The organism is Clostridium aciditolerans (genome assembly GCF_016316925.1).
Lineage (GTDB): Bacteria > Bacillota > Clostridia > Clostridiales > Clostridiaceae > Clostridium_AM > Clostridium_AM aciditolerans.
On the sequence record NZ_JAEEGB010000004.1, the window covers coordinates 99657 to 118273 of the forward strand.

The window sequence follows — 18617 nt, forward strand, 5'->3', positions numbered from 1 at the left end:
AATTTGGAATATCAATAAGATATTGGAGGGACTTAATAATGTTAAAGAATAAAGAAATAGCATTATATATTCACATTCCCTTCTGTAAACAAAAATGTTTATATTGTGATTTTCCCTCTTTTTGCGGTAAAGAAGAATCTATGATTGAATATTCTAAAGCTTTAGAGAAGGACATAGATAGCATAAATGATAGAGTTATAAAGACAATATTTATAGGTGGGGGAACTCCCACCTATTTGTCTTTAGATGCATGGACTAATATAAAGAAGGCTATTGATAAGCTTGATAAAGCTGAGAATTTGGAATTTACTGTGGAGGGGAATCCAGGTACTTTTACAGAGGAGAAACTTAAATTTTTAAGGGAAATGGGAGTTAATAGATTAAGTATAGGGTTACAGGCATGGCAAAATAGAATATTAAAAAAAGTTGGAAGAATACACAGCACTGATGATTTTATAGAAGCATATGAACTTGCAAGGAAAGTAGGATTTAATAATATAAATGTGGATCTAATGTTTGGTCTTCCAGATCAGAATATGAATGACTTACAAGATACTTTGGAAAATGTCGTGAAACTAAATCCAGAGCATGTTTCTTGTTACAGCCTTATTATCGAAGAAAATACTCCTTTTTATAAAATGTACGAGGAAGATAAACTTAATCTTCCAAATGAAGAATTGGAAAGGGAAATGTATAGGCATGTAGTAAGCTTCTTAAGACAACAGGGATATCATCAGTATGAAATTTCTAATTTCTCAAAGCCAAAGAGAGAATGTACTCATAATCTAGTTTATTGGAATTTAGAAGAATACGTAGGCTGTGGTGTGGCTTCTCATTCATATGTAGATGGTTTGAGGTATAGAAAAACTGAAAATATAGAAGAATATATTAGAGATATTCGCATGAATAAAAATTTAAAACTTGATATGCATAAAAACTCCTTAAAGGACGAAATGGAGGAATTTATGTTTATGGGCCTCAGAAAAACAGATGGAATTTCTACAATTGACTTTTCTGAAAGATTTCAAAAAGATATTTACTCTGTATATGGAGAAATAATAAAGAAATATATAAATAATCACATGCTCATTAAGAAAGATGACAGATTATTTTTAAGTAAAAGAGGTATTGAGATTTCTAATAGCATAATGTGTGATTTTATTCAATAATTATAATATCATAATGTTTTAATTTTTTACAAATAAGGGCAAAATCATGGTGTATCAACAAAATATATAAGTATAACTAGAAATCATGAGCAAAATGGAGAAATTATATAATTATTTATTTAAAATTCGATAAATCATTTTATTTGATTATATAATGCAATTTATGCAACATTGACAAATAAAATTATGAGTGATATTTTTTAATCATAGCGATTAGCACTCAACATTAATGAGTGCTAACAAAGAGGTGATATTATGGAAATGGATGAAAGAAAAATAAAAATACTTCAGGCTATAATTAATGATTATATAATGACTGCTGAGCCTGTGGGATCCAGAACCATAGCTAAAAAGTATGACTTAGGGATAAGTTCAGCCACCATAAGAAATGAAATGGCAGATCTTGAGGACATGGGGTATCTTGAACAGCCTCATAGTTCAGCGGGAAGAAGACCATCAAATAAAGGCTATAGATTATATGTGGATAAGTTAATGAAAATTCCTAAGTTAACTCCAGAAGAAGAATACATTATAAAAAATCAAATTCTAGCTAATGCATTATTTGAGGTAAATACTATAATTAAACAAGCTACAGCACTTCTATCTGGACTTACTAACTTGACATCCATTGTAAAAACGCCCTCTGTAAGCAAGAGCTATATTAAATATGTTCAGCTTTTAAATATAGACTCTAACAACATATTATTCGTAATAATAACGGATAGCGGTATAATAAAAAATAATGTTGTAAGAGCAGGGAAAAATGTAAGTTCTGATATATTAGCAATATTAAGCAATATATTAAATGCAAGACTAAAAAACTTAAATTGCGAACAAATAAATCTAGAAGTTATAAATAACTTAAAAAAAGATTTAGAAGGATATGAAGATATATTTAATGCTATAATTCCAGTTTTATATGAAAGTTTAAGCAGTGATGATAATGGCGAAATATACATGGAAGGTACAACTAATATTTTTAATTACCCTGAATACAAAGATATAGAAAAGGCACGTGGATTTCTGTCATTATTAGATAATAAAGATAAAATTAGCGGCTTACTTAACAGTTCTTCAAACATCTCAATTAAAATTGGAACAGAAAGCTTTATAGAAGGTGCAGAAGAGTGCAGCGTTGTCTCTGCAGTATATAATGTAAAAGATAGACCAGTTGGAGAAATAGGGGTAATTGGTCCTACAAGAATGCCTTATTCAAAGGTGATTTCAGTGTTGGCTAATGTTGTTAGAGAATTAAATTTTATTCTAACAAACATTTATTATGATGATAAATAGAGATAATATCAATCAAGAAAATGCTAGATTGGAGGAGGCGTATGAATGATTAAGGAAGAGGATAGAAAAATAGAAGAAAATGACTGTATTGACTCATTAGAAAAAGAAGAAGATTTACAAGAGGTTGATACTGCAGAAGAAGTTGAAACCAACTTTGATGATCTGCTAAATGTGGTAAAAGAAGAAAATCAAAAACTGTTAGATGAAAATAATAAAATAAAAAATGAAAATGAAGCTCTTAAGGATAGATTAGCAAGATTAAATGCAGAATATGATAATTTTAGAAAGAGAACTTCAAAGGAAAAAGAAGGAATATATACAGATGCATGTGAAGATGTGTTAAAGGAAATGCTGCCTGTTCTTGATAACTTAGAGAGAGCTATATCTGTAGAAGGCAGCGCAGAAGATATTAAAAAAGGTATAGAAATTACAATAAAGCAGTTTGGAAGTGCATTAGAAAAGCTAAGTGTTGAAGAAATTTCAAATGAAGGTGAATTTGATCCAAATTTCCACAATGCTGTTATGCACATAGAGGATGACCAATATGAAAAGAATCAAGTAGTTGAGGTTTTCCAAAAAGGATATAAAAGAGGAGATAAGGTTTTAAGATATAGTATGGTTAAGGTTGCTAACTAAGGGAAAATCTTATTTCGTAAGTAATGTGTTTAAATAATATTAACATATTCAACAAAAATGAAAATTTCTTAAAAATATAAATTTAGAAACATAAGTACATTTAATACTAGGAGGTAAATTAGTATGGCAAAAGTAATAGGTATTGATTTAGGAACAACTAACTCATGTGTAGCTGTTATGGAGGGTGGAGATCCAGTAGTTATACCAAACGCTGAAGGGGCAAGAACAACTCCATCTGTAGTATCATTTCAAGCAAGTGGAGAAAGATTAGTAGGGCAGGTTGCAAAAAGACAATCAATTACTAATCCAGACAAAACAATAATATCAATAAAAAGACATATGGGAACAAATCATAAAGTAAATATAGATGGAAAAGAATATACACCACAAGAGATATCAGCTATGGTACTTCAAAAAATAAAGGCTGATGCTGAAGCTTATCTTGGTGAGACTGTTACTCAAGCAGTAATAACAGTTCCAGCTTACTTTAATGACAGCCAAAGACAGGCAACAAAAGATGCTGGTAAAATTGCAGGTCTTGAAGTATTAAGAATAATAAATGAGCCAACAGCAGCATCACTTGCTTATGGTATGGATAAGATGGATACTAACCAAAAAATATTTGTATACGACCTTGGTGGTGGTACTTTCGACGTATCAATACTAGAACTTGGTGATGGAGTATTTGAAGTTAAGGCTACAAATGGTGATACAAAACTTGGTGGAGATGATTTTGACCAAAAAGTTATGGACTATATAGCTGACACCTTTAAAGCTGAAAATGGAATAGATTTAAGAAACGATAAAATGGCACTTCAAAGATTAAAAGAAGCTGCTGAAAAAGCTAAAATAGAGCTATCTGCTTCAATGCAAACAAACATTAATCTTCCATTTATAACAGCAGATGCAACTGGTCCAAAACATATTGATATGAATTTAACTAGGGCTAAATTTAATGAAATAACTCATGATTTAGTACAAAGAACTATCGAACCAATGAGAAAGGCATTAAATGACGCTGGACTTACAATAGACCAGATAGATAAGATTATACTTGTTGGAGGTTCTACAAGAATACCAGCAGTTCAAGATGCTGTTAAAGACTTTACAGGAAAAGATCCTTCAAAGGGAGTTAATCCAGATGAATGTGTTGCAGTAGGAGCTGCTATTCAAGCAGGAGTTTTAACTGGAGATGTTAAAGATGTATTACTTCTTGATGTTACTCCTCTAACACTTGGAATTGAGACTTTAGGAGGAGTTTCTACTTCATTAATAGAAAGAAATACAACTATACCAACAAGAAAGAGTCAAGTTTTCTCAACTGCAGCAGACGGTCAAACATCTGTTGAAATACATGTTGTTCAAGGTGAAAGACAAATGGCTGCTGATAATAAGACTCTTGGAAGATTTACACTTTCAGGTATAGCTCCAGCTCCAAGAGGAATTCCACAAATAGAAGTTACATTTGATATTGATGCTAATGGTATAGTTAACGTATCTGCTAAAGATAAAGGAACAGGAAAAGAAGCTAATATAACAATTACTGCATCAACTAACTTAAACGATGACGAAATAGAAAAAGCTGTTAAAGAAGCAGAAAAGCATGCAGAAGAAGACAAGAAGAGAAAAGAATCAATAGAAGTTAAGAATAATGCTGATCAAATTGTATATCAAACTGAAAAGACATTAAAAGAGCTTGGAGACAAAGTGTCAGCAGAAGATAAGGCTAAAATAGAAGATCAAGTAAAGGCTGTTAACGCAGTTAAAGATGGAAATGATTTAGAAGCTATAAAGAAAGCGACTGAAGAGTTAACTCAGACATTCTACGGAATTTCATCAAAACTATATCAAGATGCTAATGCACAAGGTGCAGGAGCGGGAGCAGGCTTTGATCCAAACAACATGGGTGGAGCTAATGCTGGAACAAAGCAAGATGATAATGTAGTAGATGCTGATTTCAAAGTAGAAGATGATAAATAATTATTTCCTCTTCACTCTTTAATAATATGTGTGTATAATATAAATTGTTAATAATTAAGGGAAGAGTTCATACTCCTCCCTTAATTTAAGTAATAAACAATTTACAGATATACATCAGTAGTTTAGGCATCTTGAAAAAAATGACTAGCCAGTATGATGGTCTATTTTCAGTTGTTATTTTCTTTCAGATGTATTATGGGAGTTTACAATTCAATTGTGGTAATAAGGGTACAATCTTTAGTGAAATTTAAGTAATAATTTTATTTAATCTATTAATTAGGTGGTGAAAGATAAGGGATGGCAAAAAAGGATTATTATGAGATACTTGGGCTGGAAAAGGGCGCAAGTGACGATGAAATTAAAAAGGCATTTAGAAAATTAGCACTAAAATACCATCCAGATAGAAATCCTGATAATAAAGAAGCAGAGGAAAAATTTAAGGAACTAAATGAAGCTTATCAGGTACTGTCAGATCCTCAGAAGAAGGCTCAGTATGATCAGTTTGGAACAACTGATTTCAATGGAGGCGGATTTGAAGGTGGATTTGACTTCTCAGATTTTGGAGGGTTTGGAGATATATTTGATTCCTTCTTTGGTGGTGGATTCTCAGGTGGAGGAAGAAGAAGAAATGGTCCTGAGAGAGGATCTGACCTTGAGTATACTCTAAATTTAACTTTTGAAGAAGCAATTTTTGGAGTAGAAAAGCAAATAAATATTACGAGAAGTGAGAGTTGTGATAAGTGCGGTGGTACTGGAGCAAAAGCAGGAAGTCATCCGAAAACTTGTGATAAATGTGGTGGAACTGGCCAAGTAAGAACTCAAAGAAATACACCACTTGGAAGCTTCGTAAGTATGAGTACTTGTGATAAGTGTGCAGGCAAAGGAACTATAATAACAGATCCTTGTAATGAATGTAAGGGCAAAGGAAAAGTAAGGAAACAAAGAAAGATAAAAATAAATGTTCCAGCTGGTGTAGATACAGGAAATGTAATGCCTATGAGAGGTCAGGGAGAACATGGTACGAATGGCGGTCCAGCAGGAGATTTATATGTAAATATTAGAGTTGCCCCTCATGCAACCTTTAAAAGAAAGGGTACTGATATCTATATTGACACTCACATAAGCTTTGCTAAAGCTTCACTAGGTACTGAGATAAAAGTTCCTACAGTAGATGGAGATGTCAAATATGAGGTGCCAGCAGGAACTCAACCAGGAACTATATTTAGATTAAAAGGTAAGGGTGTTCCAAGAGTCAACGGACATGGCAGAGGAGACCAGTATGTTAATGTAATAGTAGATATACCTAAAAATCTAAATCAAAAGCAAAGAGAAGCTCTAGAAATGTTCATGGAAGCTAGTGGGGAAACTCCAACTGGTGAAGGAAATAAAAAATCTTTCGTAGATAAAATAAAAGATAGTTTTAAATAGCATGAACTTTGTTTCTTCTTAATTCTATTTTAGAAGAAACAAAGTTTTTTTATGATAATATTATATATTGACAGAGACAGGTTATAATTATAAAGTAGATTTGTTAGTAATTATGAGACTACAATTCGTAATTCAAAAAAATTACGATGTGATTTTTTTAGAGGACAGAGGACAATTGACAGAGGACAATGAAGGATGATTTTTCTTCGTTACACTACAAAAAATCTTTAATTATATTATAAGCTGATGTTTTGCCTTAGCGAAACGAGCTCAAAAATAAATTAGTTTTCTGACGTAAGGAAGAAAACTCACCTTCACTGTCCACTGTCCTCTGTCAATTGTCCTCTATAAAAATTTTGTGTCGCATAATTTTTAAATTATGAATCAAAGTTATAAAGATTGTCGATTATTAAATTTTGTGGAGGTAACTTATGGATAAGGAATGGATAGAGGTTGCGATAGTTACGAGCAGCGAAGCTGTAGAGGCTGTTTCAGGGATACTTTACAATACTGGAGTTAAAGGGGTATCTATAGAGGATCCAGAGGATATAGAATTTAAGAAAAAAAATCCTGGAGATTGGGATTACTTTGATGAAACTTTACTACTTGTAAAAGATGGTGCAATAGTTAAAGGATATTATAAACAAGATGAGCATTTGGATGAATACTTGAGATACATAAAGGACAGTATTAATAACTTAGAGCAGTTTGGAATAGATAAAGGCAAAGGATTAATTACAGTATGTAAAGTAAATGAAGAAGATTGGGAAAATAATTGGAAAAAGTATTATAAGCCAACCAAGATAGGAGAAAAAGTAGTAGTAAAACCTATTTGGGAAAATTATGAAGTTAAAGATGATGAGATTATTGTAGAGCTTGACCCAGGAATGGCTTTTGGTACAGGAACTCATGAAACTACAAGAATGTGTATTAAGGCTTTGGAAAAACATGTTAAACCTGAGTCCGTAGTTTTTGATATAGGAACTGGATCAGGAATTCTAGCAATTACAGCAGCAAAGCTTAAAGCAAAAGAGGCAATAGGGGTTGATTTAGATCCAGTAGCTGTAAAATCTGCAGGGGAAAATGTCAAATATAATAATATAGACAATATAAAAATAATGCACGGAAATTTAATGGAAGTAGTTGATGGAAAAGCAGATATAGTTATAGCTAATATAATCGCAGATGTAATAATATTCCTAACTGAAGAAGTTAAAAAATTCATAGTGGATGGAGGTCTATTTATATCCTCAGGTATTATAAGAGAAAGAAAAGATGACGTAGTAAATAAGCTTGAAGAATGTGGATTTAAAATAGAAGAAGTAAATGTAGATGGAGAATGGGTTTGTATTGTAGCTAAAAACTAGTGGAAAGAGGTTGGTAATGTTATGCATAAGTTCTTTGTTGAAAAGAATAACATAACTGGCGATAGAGCATATATTGAAGGTGACGATGTAAAACATATATATAAGGTTTTACGACTTCATGAAGGTGAAAAAGTTAGTATAAATAACTGTGAAGGCGAAGAATTTTTGGGGATTATAGAGAAAATAGATAAAAAAGAAGTTATTGTAAGCCTAACAGAAAAATTAGATTTAAATAATGAAAGTCCAGTGGAGATCTACCTGTTTCAAGGACTTCCTAAATCAAGTAAAATGGATTTAATTGTGCAAAAGGCTACAGAACTTGGAGTGAAAGAAATAACTCCTATAATAACTGAGAGAGTTATAATTAAAAATGAAATAGGAGAATTTAAAAAGCTAGACAGATGGGTAAGGATTGCACTTGAAGCTTGCAAACAAAGCAAAAGAAGTATAATACCAAAAATAAATGGTCCCTTAGAATTTCAACAGCTTTTAACAAAACTTAAGGAATTGGATTTAATTTTAGTTCCTTATGAAAATGAAGAAGGATATGGAATAAAAAAAGTTGTGAGAGACATAGCTCAAAATAGTATAAATAAAATTGGCATAATAATTGGACCAGAAGGTGGATTTGAAGAAGATGAGATAAACGTTCTAAAAGAATTAGGTGCCTATATAATTACTCTTGGACCTAGAATACTTAGAACAGAAACTGCAGGTTTTGTATGTGCATCCTTAATAATGTATGAGCTAGGAGATTTAGGAGGTAAAAGTTCTAAATGAACTTTTACGGGTAACTTGTGAGCGGGAGCGAGTAATCTTAATTGCTCAGTGTTCCGACTAAAGGGAGGAAGAATTTAATGAAGGTCGCTTTTACCACTTTAGGTTGTAGAGTAAATCAGTATGAGACTGAAGCTATGGCTGAAAAATTTAAAAAGGAAGGGTACGAACTAGTACCTTTCGAAGAGTATGCTGATGTATATGTTATAAACACCTGTACTGTTACAAATATTGGTGATAAAAAATCTAGACAAATGGTAAGCAGAGCAAGAAGAAAAAATGAGGAGGCAGTAATAGCAGTTGTTGGTTGTTATTCACAGATTGCCCCAGAGGAAGTATCCAAAATAGAAGGTGTTGATGTAGTACTTGGCACCAGAAACAAAGGCGATATAGTATATTGGGTAAATAGAGCAAGGGAAGAACGAGAAAAGATAATTGAGGTTAACGATGTACTTAAAAATAATGCTTTTGAGGATTTAAATATAAGCGAATATCAAGACAAGACGAGAGCGTTTTTAAAAATCCAAGATGGTTGTAATAGATTTTGCTCCTATTGCTTAATTCCATTCGCTAGGGGAGCAGTATGTAGTAAAGAACCAGAAAAGGTTGTAAGTGAGGCTAAAGAACTTGTAGAACATGGATTCAAAGAAATAATTCTTTCAGGTATACATATAGCTTCATATGGTGCAGACCTAGAAGGAGATTGGAGCTTAGTGAAAATACTTCAAGAACTAGATAGAATTGAAGGTATTGAAAGAATAAGAATAGGATCTATTGACCCACAGTTCTTTACAGAAGGAACTATAGATAATCTTAGTGAGTTAAAGAAGCTTTGTCCACACTTTCACTTATCATTACAAAGTGGCTGTGATGAGACTCTTAAGAGGATGAATAGGCGTTATACAACAAAGGAATATAAAGATATAGTTGAAGGTCTAAGAAAAAATATAAAAGATGTTTCTATAACTACAGATATAATAGTTGGCTTTCCTGGAGAAACTGAAGAGGAGTTTAATACAACATATGAATTTTTAAAGAGTATAGAGCTTTCAAAAATGCATGTGTTTAAATACAGCCCAAGAAAAGGCACAAAAGCTGCTGTAATGAAAGAACAGATAAATGGGAACTTAAAAGATGAACGAAGCAGTAAGCTTATTGAATTAGATGCAAAACTGGAAGAACAATTTATGAATAAGTTAATCGGAAAGACTATGGACGTTCTGTATGAACAAAGATACAATGGGGAAGAATTCTCCTATGAAGGGTATACGCCTAATTATATTAAGGTAGTATCAAAAAGTAGCGATGATATAGAAGGTAGAATTGTAAAAACTAAGTTAACTGAAGTTAAAAAAGAATTTATAATAGGTGAGCTAATTTAAAGGAAATATCTGATTAAATTACAGTACAAGGCATCTTTTTAAAAATTGTTGGTTAATTTTAGGAGGATATTTTGTATTTATATTGAATACTATAAAGTTAAAGGAGGTGAAATTATGGAAGATTGTATTTTCTGTAAGATAGTAAAAGGTGAAATACCATGTGAAAAAATTTATGAAGATGATATGGTTTTAAGCTTTAAAGATATAAATCCAGGAGCTCCAGTTCATGTTCTTGTAATACCTAAAAAACATATAAGTAGCTTAAATGAAGTTAATGAAGAAAATTCAAAAGTTATAGCACATATATTTGTAACTGCTAAAGAAATTGTTAAAAAGTTAGGTGTTGATGAAACAGGATATAGAATTGTTTCTAATTGTGGAGAAGATGGAGGGCAAACAGTACCTCATATTCATTTTCATATTTTAGGTGGTAGATCACTTCAATGGCCTCCGGGTTAAGCAGCGAACCCAAATCTCTGATTTGGAGTGAGTCGCTTACTCATTTGACAATAGGAGAAGGAGTTTCATAAGCAGGCATCCAAAATCTTAAGTAGATATCCCAAATCTTAAGCAGGCATCCAAAATCTATGATTTTGAGATGATCGCTTACACAGAGTGCTGATTTGGTGATAGTCACTTACACAGAGTGCTGATTTTGAGATGATCGCTTACTCATTCGACGGTAGGAGAAGGAGTTTCATTAATAATACCAAATTAGTTATATTGTAAATATACAATGAAATTGTTGACAGCTTCTAAACTAATGTTGTATAATAAACAATGTGCTATGTGACCCACAGGCTGCATTTAATTTTTAAAATTAAATTGAGCTAGCGGAGGGAGGGATAAGATATGTCAGAAATAAGAGTTGGAGAAAACGAAACAATAGAAAGTGCATTAAGAAGATTCAAGAGAAAATGTGCTAGAGCTGGTGTTCTTTCTGAAGTTAGAAAAAGAGAACACTATGAGAAGCCAAGCGTAAAGAGAAAAAAGAAATCAGAAGCTGCAAGAAAGAGAAAATTTAAATAGAATTCTTTTGGAAAAAAAGTACTAAATAATGTCTCTTAAAGAAGAGCTGCAGGAAGACTGGAAGCAAGCTTTGAAATCCAGAAACAAATTAAAAGCTGATACAATAAGTATAGCTAAGGCTGCAATTTTATTAGTTGAAAAACTGATGATAAGAAGCTTGACTATGAAGAGATATATGAAGTAATATCAAAAGAAGTTAAGCAAAGACGCGAAGCTATACTGGAGTTTGAAAAGGGAAATAAGCAGGATTTAATTGATAAGGCAAATGCCAAAAAAGAAATCTTGTTAAGTTACCTTCCTCAGCAGTTAAGCGAAGAGAAAATTTGCGAAATTGTTCGACAGGCAGTTAGTGAAGTGGGACATAATAGCATAAAAGACATAGGTAAAGTTATGGCTTCAGCTAAGTCTGATATTAAAGGCAGAGCTGATGGTAAACTTGTAAGTCAAATTGTAAAGCAATATTTGAATAAATAAAAGGTTGAGATGTTCTCAACCTTTTTTATTTTGTCATTTATTAAATTTATGCTTCATAAATTAGTATGAAAGAATTTTTAGGGGTGGTAAAGTGAAGGACAAAGTATACAGTACAAAGCAAAATATTGCAGAAAAATTAGATTTGCCTAGGGATATAATACTTAATATGCCTAAAATCACGGTTACCGGTGGTAATGAAATAGTTATAGAGAATCATAAGGGTGTTGTACTCTTTGGTGAAAATCAGGTTAAAATTAATTCAGGGGTAGGGTTAATATCAATATATGGAGAGAGATTTGAAATATTGTTTATGGGCGGAAGTACCATAACAATAGGAGGAAAATTCAAATCTATTGCTTATGAAGGAAATGAGTAAATTTAGCTTTAAAAAATATAAAAATGGTATAATTACTATAGAGATTCAATCCCTAATACCTGAAAAGTTTGTTAACCTTATGTGGAAGAATGGTGTTCCTATAAAAAATTTAAGAAAAGAAAATATTACTACTATGATTATGGATGTTAATTTAAGAGATTATGATAAAATTGAAGAGATAGCTAAAAAGACAAAGACAAAAATTAAAATAATTAAAAGAAGGGGATTTGCATTCTTTCTTATTAAAATTAAAAGAAGAATAGCGCTAGTTTTAGGTATAATACTATTTATGGGAATGTTATATTACTTATCTACCTTTGTTTGGAACATTGAGATAAGTGTAGATCATAGCTTATCTCCTTATGAAATAAGACAGCAACTAAGTTCTTTTGGTATAAAGCCAGGAATAAATAAAAGAAATATAAACGTTTATGATATAGAAGAAAAACTTATAAAAAACAATGAGAATATAATGTGGGTTAGGGCAAGAGTAGAGGGAGCTAAATTAAAAATTTCTGCAGCAGAAAGGCAATCGCCTCCTAATATTATTGCAGAAAGTAGTCCTTGTAATTTAGTAGCTAGAAAAGATGGTGAAGTTATAAGAGTTTACACTAAAGCAGGTACGCCCGTAGTAAAAAAAGGTGATATGATAAGAAAAGGTCAAGTATTAGTTAAAGGAGAACAGGGAAAGGAAGGTGCAACTTATCAAGTTCATGCTATTGGAGATGTAATATGTAGAACCTTTTATGAAGAAATCAAACAAGTAAAAATTGACACTGTTAAGAGAGAGAGAACAGGAAATAAAATTGAAAATATATATTTAAATATAAAAGGAAAAAATATATATCTAAAAAAGTCTGTAAATAAATTCAATAAATATGATAGAATAGAAGATAACAAACTTTTTATTAAAAAAGAAATCTATTATGAAGTAAAGGAAACTACAGTACATGGAGATGCTAAAAAAATTGTAGATAATACTGCAAATGAACTTTACTCAAAGATATGTGCAAATCTAGATAAGTCTGTTAAAATTATAGACAAAATAGTAAACTATGAAGCTGGAGATACCTATGTTGTGAGAGTCTTAGTTGTAGCAGAAGAAAATGTGGCTTTGGAAGAAAAGATTCCTGAGCAACAGAACCAAGATGTACAGCAGGAACAAAAACAGCAATAGAACTAATTTATTAGGATAAAAGGTGGTTAAGATGAAAAAACTATCACTAAGGAGAATTTTTGGTAGGGAAAAAGCTAATAGAATTTTGACCTTTATGTTAACATTTGTTTTTATATATTCAGTATTGTTTACTACTTTAGTTACTAAACGATACAACTTAAAAGAAGGCGACATTGCTAGAGTGGATATTAAGGCTCCAAGAGAGGTGAAGGATCAAGTATCTACCGAAGCTAGGATTAAGCAAGCTGTCGATTCCGTACCAATTCAGTATAGCAAAAAAACAGAAGTGAAAACAGAAGTAATAAATAGGATAAACACTTTCTTTACTAAATTACTTCAAATAAAAGATTCTGCAGGAGAAGAGAAAGACAAAGCGCAAACATTGAAAAGTAGTTCTGAGATTAGTTTATCGGATGAAGACTATTTAACTTTAGTAAAATTAAGTAAGGAAGATTTAAAAACAATGCAAAATTTCCTGAATACAACTATGGCTGAGCTTTACGAAAATAATAATATAAGTGATAATAGTCAGAAGGACAACCTTGAGGATATAAAAAGGGCTAAGGAAAATATATTATTTACAGTAAATTCTTCAAAGCTTTCAAAATCACTTAGAGATATGGTGATAACTATAGCTTATTCCCAGATATCTCCTAATTTTTTCTATGACAAAGATAAAACAGAGGAACTAAAAGAAGAAGCACGAAAAAAAGTTCCACCAGTTATGATAAAGAAAGATCAAACAATAATAAAAGAAGGAGAACCAATAACAAAGTATCAGATAGAATTGCTTAAAGACTTAGGACTTTTAAATGATAACTCTCATTTTCAATGGTATATATATATTAGCTTAAGTATAGTAATACTTTTAGTAATAGGATTAGAATGGTTTTATTTATCAAGATATCATAGTAGTATATATAATAATACAAATAAACTCATAATGATAAATGTATTAAGTTGTATATCTATACTTTTGGCAAGAACCTTTTCAGTGGTATCACCATTTTTGATTCCACTTGCTTGTATACCAATGCTTTTTACTCTTTTAGTAAATCATAAAATTTCTTTAACAATAAACATGTTGAACTGTATTCTGATAAGTGGCGCGGTAAATTTTAATATAGAAATTACTGCTTTAGCTATAGTAAATGCAGTGATAGGTGCGATAATTTTAAAGAAAATGCAGCAGAGAAATGATATATTATATTCTTGTCTATATATAGCAGTGATTAATGTTATCTTTACTTTTTCATTAGGATTATTACTTAGCAATAATGTTGTGGATGTAACCAAAAGAGCTATGTATTCATGCATAGCCAGTATATTATCTGGTGTATTAACTATAGGGTTTCTACCATTCTTGGAAAGCACCTTTGATATAGTAACTACTATAAAGTTATTGGAGTTATCTAATCCTAATAATCCACTGCTAAAGAGGCTTCTAATTGAGGCACCAGGAACTTATCACCATAGTATTCTAGTTGGTAATCTTGCAGAGGTTGCGGCAGAAGAAGTTGGTGGAAATCCAGTACTTGCCAGGGTTTCTGCTTATTATCATGATGCTGGTAAAATAAAGAGACCTTATTTTTTTAAAGAAAATCAACTGGGTAATGATAATCCACATGACAAAATTACTCCTAATTTAAGTACCCTTATAATAACATCTCATGTTAAAGATGGAGTAGAACTATCTCGAGAATATAAAATTCCTAAAGTCATAAGAGATATAATAGAGCAGCATCATGGCACAACATTGGTTAAGTATTTTTATATTACAGCAAAAAACTCCAGTGAAAAGCCAGAGGATGTAAATGAAGAGGAATTTAGATATCCAGGACCTAAACCTGAAACAAAAGAAGCAGGAATTATAATGCTTGCAGATAGTGTAGAAGCTGCTGTAAGGTCCATAAGTGAGCCTACTAAGTCTAAAATTGAAGAAATGGTAAATAACATTATAAAAGACAGGTTAAATGAGGGGCAGCTGGATAACTGTGATTTAACCTTAAAAGATATTAACATAATTAAATATGCCTTTTTAAAAGTTCTAACAGGAATATACCATCAGAGAATAGAATACCCAGAGGATAAAGCTAAAAGTAGTAATATATAAAAGAGGAGCGAACAAATGATTTTTATAGATAATAGGCAAGATAAAATTTGTGTTTCTGAAGAATTAGAAGGAACTATAGAGTCAGTAATCGAGTATGCATTAAAAGAGGAAGAAGTTAACATACCTTGTGAGGTAAGTGTTGTATTTGTTGATAATGAAGAGATTAGAGAGATAAATAAAGAAAATAGAAATATTGACAAAGCTACAGATGTTCTTTCTTTCCCAATGCTAGAGTATCCTGAAAGCTCTGTGTTTAAAGATGTGTATTTAAATCATAAATTTCACGTAAGTGATTTGGACAATGGGAACTTAATATTAGGAGATATAGTTCTATCGCTGGAAAAGGCAGAAGAACAAAGGAAAGAATTTGGGCATTCATTTTTAAGAGAAGCAGCATATCTTACAGTGCATTCTGTTTTACACTTACTTGGATATGATCATATGGAAGAAGAAGAGAAAAATGTTATGAGAAAAAGAGAAGAGGAAATATTGAATAAATTTCATCTAACTAGATAAAAAGTTTTAGTTTATAATATTTAGTCAACAAATTTAGTTTAAGATGGTGATGATAATGAAAGTTAGAAAACTATTAGATAGCTTTAATTATGCCATAGAAGGAATAATATATGCAGTTAGAACCCAGAGAAATATGAGAATACATATGATCGCAGCGCTGGTTGTTCTAACTGCCTGCTTTTTTTACGATTTAACTAAGATGGAGATTTTAGCGATAACCATAACGATAACAATGGTTATTATGGCAGAACTTTTAAATACTGCAATAGAATTTGCTGTAGATGCCACCACTAATTATTATCATCCTCTTGCAAAACTTGCTAAAAATGTGGCAGCAGGAGGCGTATTAGTAACTGCTATAAATGCAATAGTTGTTGGATATATTGTATTTTGGGATAAGTTAAAATATATAAATTTTATATTAATTAGAAAAATAAAAAGTTCAAATCCGTATACAATATTTATTATACTTGCTATTGTATGCATTACTACTATAGTAATAAAGGCAATTTTTGGTGAAGGAACACCTCTAAAGGGAGGAATGCCTAGCGGACATAGTGCAATAGCTTTCTCTATTGCTACTACTATAGCACTTACAACAGGGCAGCTAACAGTAGTGATTTTGAGTTATTTGCTTGCACTAATAGTAGCGCAAAGTAGAGTAGATTCTGAAATCCATTCTATTATAGAAGTTATTGCTGGTGGAATCTTTGGAACTCTAATTACAGCGCTGTTATTTAGGGTGTTTGGGTAAGATATTATTAGTATAATTGCAGCTTTAAAGCAGGTATAATAGTGTTAAATAAAAATATTGCAATAGATGAAAATAATGTTATAATTTATTTACACCACTTAGGATATAATTATTTATAGCAGGTAAAAATATAATTTAAGCAGGCATACAAAATCTGTGATTTTGATATGATCGCTTAAGCAGAGAACTCAAATCCCTGATTTGAAGTGAATCGCTTACTCAGCGAGTACTCATTCGACGATAGGAGAAGGAGTTTCATATACATCTGAAATTTGTAGACAGGTAATAGCTGAATTTGCATCAGAAGATATAAAAATAATAATTGCTAAAAACAAAAATGAATATATAGTAAAAGAATTAGAAGAAGTATTGCCAGGAGCTTTTACTAAAGGTGACTTAGGTAAGTAAGGAGAGAATATATGTTTAAATCTGGATTTGTAACAATTATAGGAAGACCTAATGTAGGAAAATCAACATTATTGAATACAATAATGGGAGAAAAATTATCAATAGTATCCTGTAAACCACAGACTACTAGAAATAATATACAAACAATATTAACAGAAGAGGATTTTCAGGTAGTGTTTGTAGATACACCAGGAATCCATAAACCTAAACATAAACTTGGAGAGTACATGGTTAAAATTGCTCAGGATTCTATTAAAGAAGTTGATTTAATACTTTTCTTGACCAACCCTGAAAAAGAGGTTGGTAAAGGAGATCTATATATACTTGAGCAGTTAAAAGACTGTAATGTACCTGTATTTTTAGTTCTAAATAAAATTGATGAAAACCCTGCGGAAAAAGTTGCTGAGACGTTAAAAAACTATTCTGATGTTTTTGATTTTAAAGAGATTATACCTATATCAGCATTAAACGGAAAAAATGTTGATAAGTTAAAAAAACTGATGGTAGAGTATATTCCAGAAGGTCCAAAATATTATCCTGAAGATATGATTACAGATCAGCAGGAAAGATTTATTGTAGCAGAAACCATTAGGGAAAAGGCATTAAGACTTCTTTCACAGGAAGTTCCTCATGGTATAGCTGTAGATGTTATGACAATGAAAAAGGATGAGAAGGGAATCTATCATATTGAGGCAACTATATTATGTGAAAAGGACTCTCATAAAGGAATAATTATAGGCAAAAATGGGTCAATGCTAAAGAAAATATCTACCTATGCTAGACAAGATATTGAAAAGTTTCTTGGAAGCAAGGTTTATTTAGAACTATGGGTCAAGGTAAAGAAGGAATGGAGAGACAGTATGAACATACTGAAAGAACTAGGATATAAGTAGTGAAAAGCATGAAAGTTTATTTTATCTTTTGGTAATAATAATTTAAGATAAGTAATTATAAAGCATTTGGGGGATGATTTTCTGTCTATATTTAAAACTAGAGCTGTAGTTATTAAAACACAAGATATAAAAGAGTCAGATAAACTAGTTTGGCTTTTCAGTGAAAAATTAGGGAAAATATCCACCGTTGCAAAAGGATCAAAAAAAAGTAGAAATAATTTATTTACAACTACTTTGCAATTCTGTTACGGTGATTATGTGGTTTATAAAGGAAAAAGCCTTTATACAATAAATGAAAGTGTAATAATAGACTCTTTTCAAGATTTGCTTAATGATTTAGATACTTTAACATATGCTTCATATTTTTGTGAGCTTATAGACATATGTATGCAAGATGAAGAGAGTAATAGAGAGTTATTCAGACATTTAGTCACGGCTTTTTACCTTATAAAAAACAAAGCAGTAGATATAGAAACTTTAGCAAGAGCCTATGAACTAAAAGTTTTAGAGGCTACTGGATATGGATTTAATTTAGAAAGTTGTTGTATGTGTAGAAAAAAATTAAATCACTGCAATTATATAAGTTTGCAGTATTCTGGAGGGGTTTGTTCAGAGTGCGAAAGATTTAATGGTATATACGTGAAGCAAGGCACCTATAATGCACTAAAATATCTATCTAGAATATCATTAGAAAATGTTTATAGGGTTTCATTGTCAAAAGAGATAAAGCAAGAAATGTATAATATATTATCTTTAGTTATATCTCAAAACTATTTTAGAAAACCAAAAAGTTTAGAAACTCTTAACTATCTATTAAACTTTCAGAATAACCAAGAGTAGTTTTA

At 31.3% G+C, this 18617-nt stretch carries 17 protein-coding genes and 2 pseudogenes; all 19 read left to right on the forward strand.

Annotation, left to right across the window (positions count from 1 at the left end; translation table 11 throughout):
• The first annotated feature begins 38 nt into the window (after window positions 1–38).
• Window positions 39–1169 carry a radical SAM family heme chaperone HemW gene (gene hemW / locus I6U51_RS03200; protein ID WP_211141153.1) on the forward strand — a complete coding sequence of 377 codons (1131 nt, stop codon included), beginning with the start codon at window positions 39–41 and terminating at the stop codon, window positions 1167–1169.
• A gap of 255 nt (window positions 1170–1424) precedes the next feature.
• Window positions 1425–2462 (forward strand): heat-inducible transcriptional repressor HrcA, encoded by a 1038-nt coding sequence (gene hrcA, locus I6U51_RS03205; RefSeq protein ID WP_211141154.1) that lies wholly within the window; start codon window positions 1425–1427, stop codon window positions 2460–2462.
• A 48-nt stretch (window positions 2463–2510) separates the two neighbouring features.
• Window positions 2511–3098 (forward strand): nucleotide exchange factor GrpE, encoded by a 588-nt coding sequence (gene grpE, locus I6U51_RS03210; protein WP_211141257.1) that lies wholly within the window; start codon window positions 2511–2513, stop codon window positions 3096–3098.
• Window positions 3099–3221: 123 nt separating this feature from the next.
• A complete protein-coding gene (gene dnaK / locus I6U51_RS03215; RefSeq protein ID WP_211141155.1) occupies window positions 3222–5078 on the forward strand; it encodes a molecular chaperone DnaK in 1857 nt (618 codons plus the stop codon).
• Window positions 5079–5375: 297 nt separating this feature from the next.
• Window positions 5376–6506 (forward strand): molecular chaperone DnaJ, encoded by a 1131-nt coding sequence (dnaJ, locus tag I6U51_RS03220; RefSeq protein ID WP_211141156.1) that lies wholly within the window; start codon window positions 5376–5378, stop codon window positions 6504–6506.
• Window positions 6507–6937: 431 nt separating this feature from the next.
• A complete protein-coding gene (prmA, locus tag I6U51_RS03225; RefSeq protein WP_211141157.1) occupies window positions 6938–7873 on the forward strand; it encodes a 50S ribosomal protein L11 methyltransferase in 936 nt (311 codons plus the stop codon).
• 21 nt (window positions 7874–7894) lie between these two features.
• A complete protein-coding gene (locus tag I6U51_RS03230; protein WP_211141158.1) occupies window positions 7895–8653 on the forward strand; it encodes a 16S rRNA (uracil(1498)-N(3))-methyltransferase in 759 nt (252 codons plus the stop codon).
• A 77-nt stretch (window positions 8654–8730) separates the two neighbouring features.
• A complete protein-coding gene (gene mtaB / locus I6U51_RS03235; RefSeq protein WP_211141159.1) occupies window positions 8731–10032 on the forward strand; it encodes a tRNA (N(6)-L-threonylcarbamoyladenosine(37)-C(2))-methylthiotransferase MtaB in 1302 nt (433 codons plus the stop codon).
• Window positions 10033–10146: 114 nt separating this feature from the next.
• Complete coding sequence (locus I6U51_RS03240; RefSeq protein ID WP_211141160.1) at window positions 10147–10491, forward strand: histidine triad nucleotide-binding protein; 345 nt, start codon at window positions 10147–10149, stop codon at window positions 10489–10491.
• A 393-nt stretch (window positions 10492–10884) separates the two neighbouring features.
• Window positions 10885–11061, forward strand: coding sequence for a 30S ribosomal protein S21 (rpsU, locus tag I6U51_RS03245; protein WP_066618478.1), 177 nt, complete (start codon window positions 10885–10887; stop codon window positions 11059–11061).
• 28 nt (window positions 11062–11089) lie between these two features.
• Window positions 11090–11535: pseudogene (locus tag I6U51_RS03250) on the forward strand (GatB/YqeY domain-containing protein).
• Window positions 11536–11626: 91 nt separating this feature from the next.
• Window positions 11627–11911, forward strand: a complete 285-nt coding sequence (gene yqfC / locus I6U51_RS03255) for a sporulation protein YqfC (RefSeq protein ID WP_211141161.1) — start codon at window positions 11627–11629, stop codon at window positions 11909–11911.
• Window positions 11904–13088, forward strand: a complete 1185-nt coding sequence (yqfD, locus tag I6U51_RS03260) for a sporulation protein YqfD (RefSeq protein ID WP_246517052.1) — start codon at window positions 11904–11906, stop codon at window positions 13086–13088. Before yqfC ends, yqfD begins: the two co-directional genes overlap by 8 nt.
• Window positions 13089–13119: 31 nt before the next feature.
• Window positions 13120–15201, forward strand: coding sequence for an HD family phosphohydrolase (locus I6U51_RS03265; RefSeq protein ID WP_211141163.1), 2082 nt, complete (start codon window positions 13120–13122; stop codon window positions 15199–15201).
• Window positions 15202–15216: 15 nt separating this feature from the next.
• Window positions 15217–15717 carry an rRNA maturation RNase YbeY gene (gene ybeY / locus I6U51_RS03270; protein ID WP_211141164.1) on the forward strand — a complete coding sequence of 167 codons (501 nt, stop codon included), beginning with the start codon at window positions 15217–15219 and terminating at the stop codon, window positions 15715–15717.
• Between the two features lie 55 nt (window positions 15718–15772).
• Window positions 15773–16471: a diacylglycerol kinase gene (locus tag I6U51_RS03275; protein WP_211141165.1), complete on the forward strand. Its 699-nt coding sequence runs from the start codon at window positions 15773–15775 to the stop codon at window positions 16469–16471.
• Window positions 16472–16735: 264 nt separating this feature from the next.
• Window positions 16736–16879, forward strand: a pseudogene (locus I6U51_RS24640) (cytidine deaminase); the annotation flags it as partial.
• 11 nt (window positions 16880–16890) lie between these two features.
• Window positions 16891–17772, forward strand: coding sequence for a GTPase Era (gene era, locus I6U51_RS03280; protein WP_211141166.1), 882 nt, complete (start codon window positions 16891–16893; stop codon window positions 17770–17772).
• Window positions 17773–17838: 66 nt separating this feature from the next.
• Window positions 17839–18612, forward strand: a complete 774-nt coding sequence (recO, locus tag I6U51_RS03285) for a DNA repair protein RecO (protein WP_211141167.1) — start codon at window positions 17839–17841, stop codon at window positions 18610–18612.
• Window positions 18613–18617 lie beyond the last annotated feature (5 nt).

What these genes read in the sequence shown, in the direction of transcription:
- I6U51_RS03240 (WP_211141160.1), top strand. Translation starts at nt 10,147, where the DNA reads ATGGAAGATTGTATTTTCTGTAAGATAGTAAAAGGTGAAATACCATGT.
- mtaB (WP_211141159.1), top strand. Translation starts at nt 8,731, where the DNA reads ATGAAGGTCGCTTTTACCACTTTAGGTTGTAGAGTAAATCAGTATGAG.
- I6U51_RS03230 (WP_211141158.1), top strand. Translation starts at nt 7,895, where the DNA reads ATGCATAAGTTCTTTGTTGAAAAGAATAACATAACTGGCGATAGAGCA.
- dnaK (WP_211141155.1), top strand. Translation starts at nt 3,222, where the DNA reads ATGGCAAAAGTAATAGGTATTGATTTAGGAACAACTAACTCATGTGTA.
- hemW (WP_211141153.1), top strand. Translation starts at nt 39, where the DNA reads ATGTTAAAGAATAAAGAAATAGCATTATATATTCACATTCCCTTCTGT.
- dnaJ (WP_211141156.1), top strand. Translation starts at nt 5,376, where the DNA reads ATGGCAAAAAAGGATTATTATGAGATACTTGGGCTGGAAAAGGGCGCA.
- I6U51_RS03265 (WP_211141163.1), top strand. Translation starts at nt 13,120, where the DNA reads ATGAAAAAACTATCACTAAGGAGAATTTTTGGTAGGGAAAAAGCTAAT.
- rpsU (WP_066618478.1), top strand. Translation starts at nt 10,885, where the DNA reads ATGTCAGAAATAAGAGTTGGAGAAAACGAAACAATAGAAAGTGCATTA.
- yqfD (WP_246517052.1), top strand. Translation starts at nt 11,904, where the DNA reads ATGAGTAAATTTAGCTTTAAAAAATATAAAAATGGTATAATTACTATA.
- prmA (WP_211141157.1), top strand. Translation starts at nt 6,938, where the DNA reads ATGGATAAGGAATGGATAGAGGTTGCGATAGTTACGAGCAGCGAAGCT.
- era (WP_211141166.1), top strand. Translation starts at nt 16,891, where the DNA reads ATGTTTAAATCTGGATTTGTAACAATTATAGGAAGACCTAATGTAGGA.
- hrcA (WP_211141154.1), top strand. Translation starts at nt 1,425, where the DNA reads ATGGAAATGGATGAAAGAAAAATAAAAATACTTCAGGCTATAATTAAT.
- ybeY (WP_211141164.1), top strand. Translation starts at nt 15,217, where the DNA reads ATGATTTTTATAGATAATAGGCAAGATAAAATTTGTGTTTCTGAAGAA.
- I6U51_RS03275 (WP_211141165.1), top strand. Translation starts at nt 15,773, where the DNA reads ATGAAAGTTAGAAAACTATTAGATAGCTTTAATTATGCCATAGAAGGA.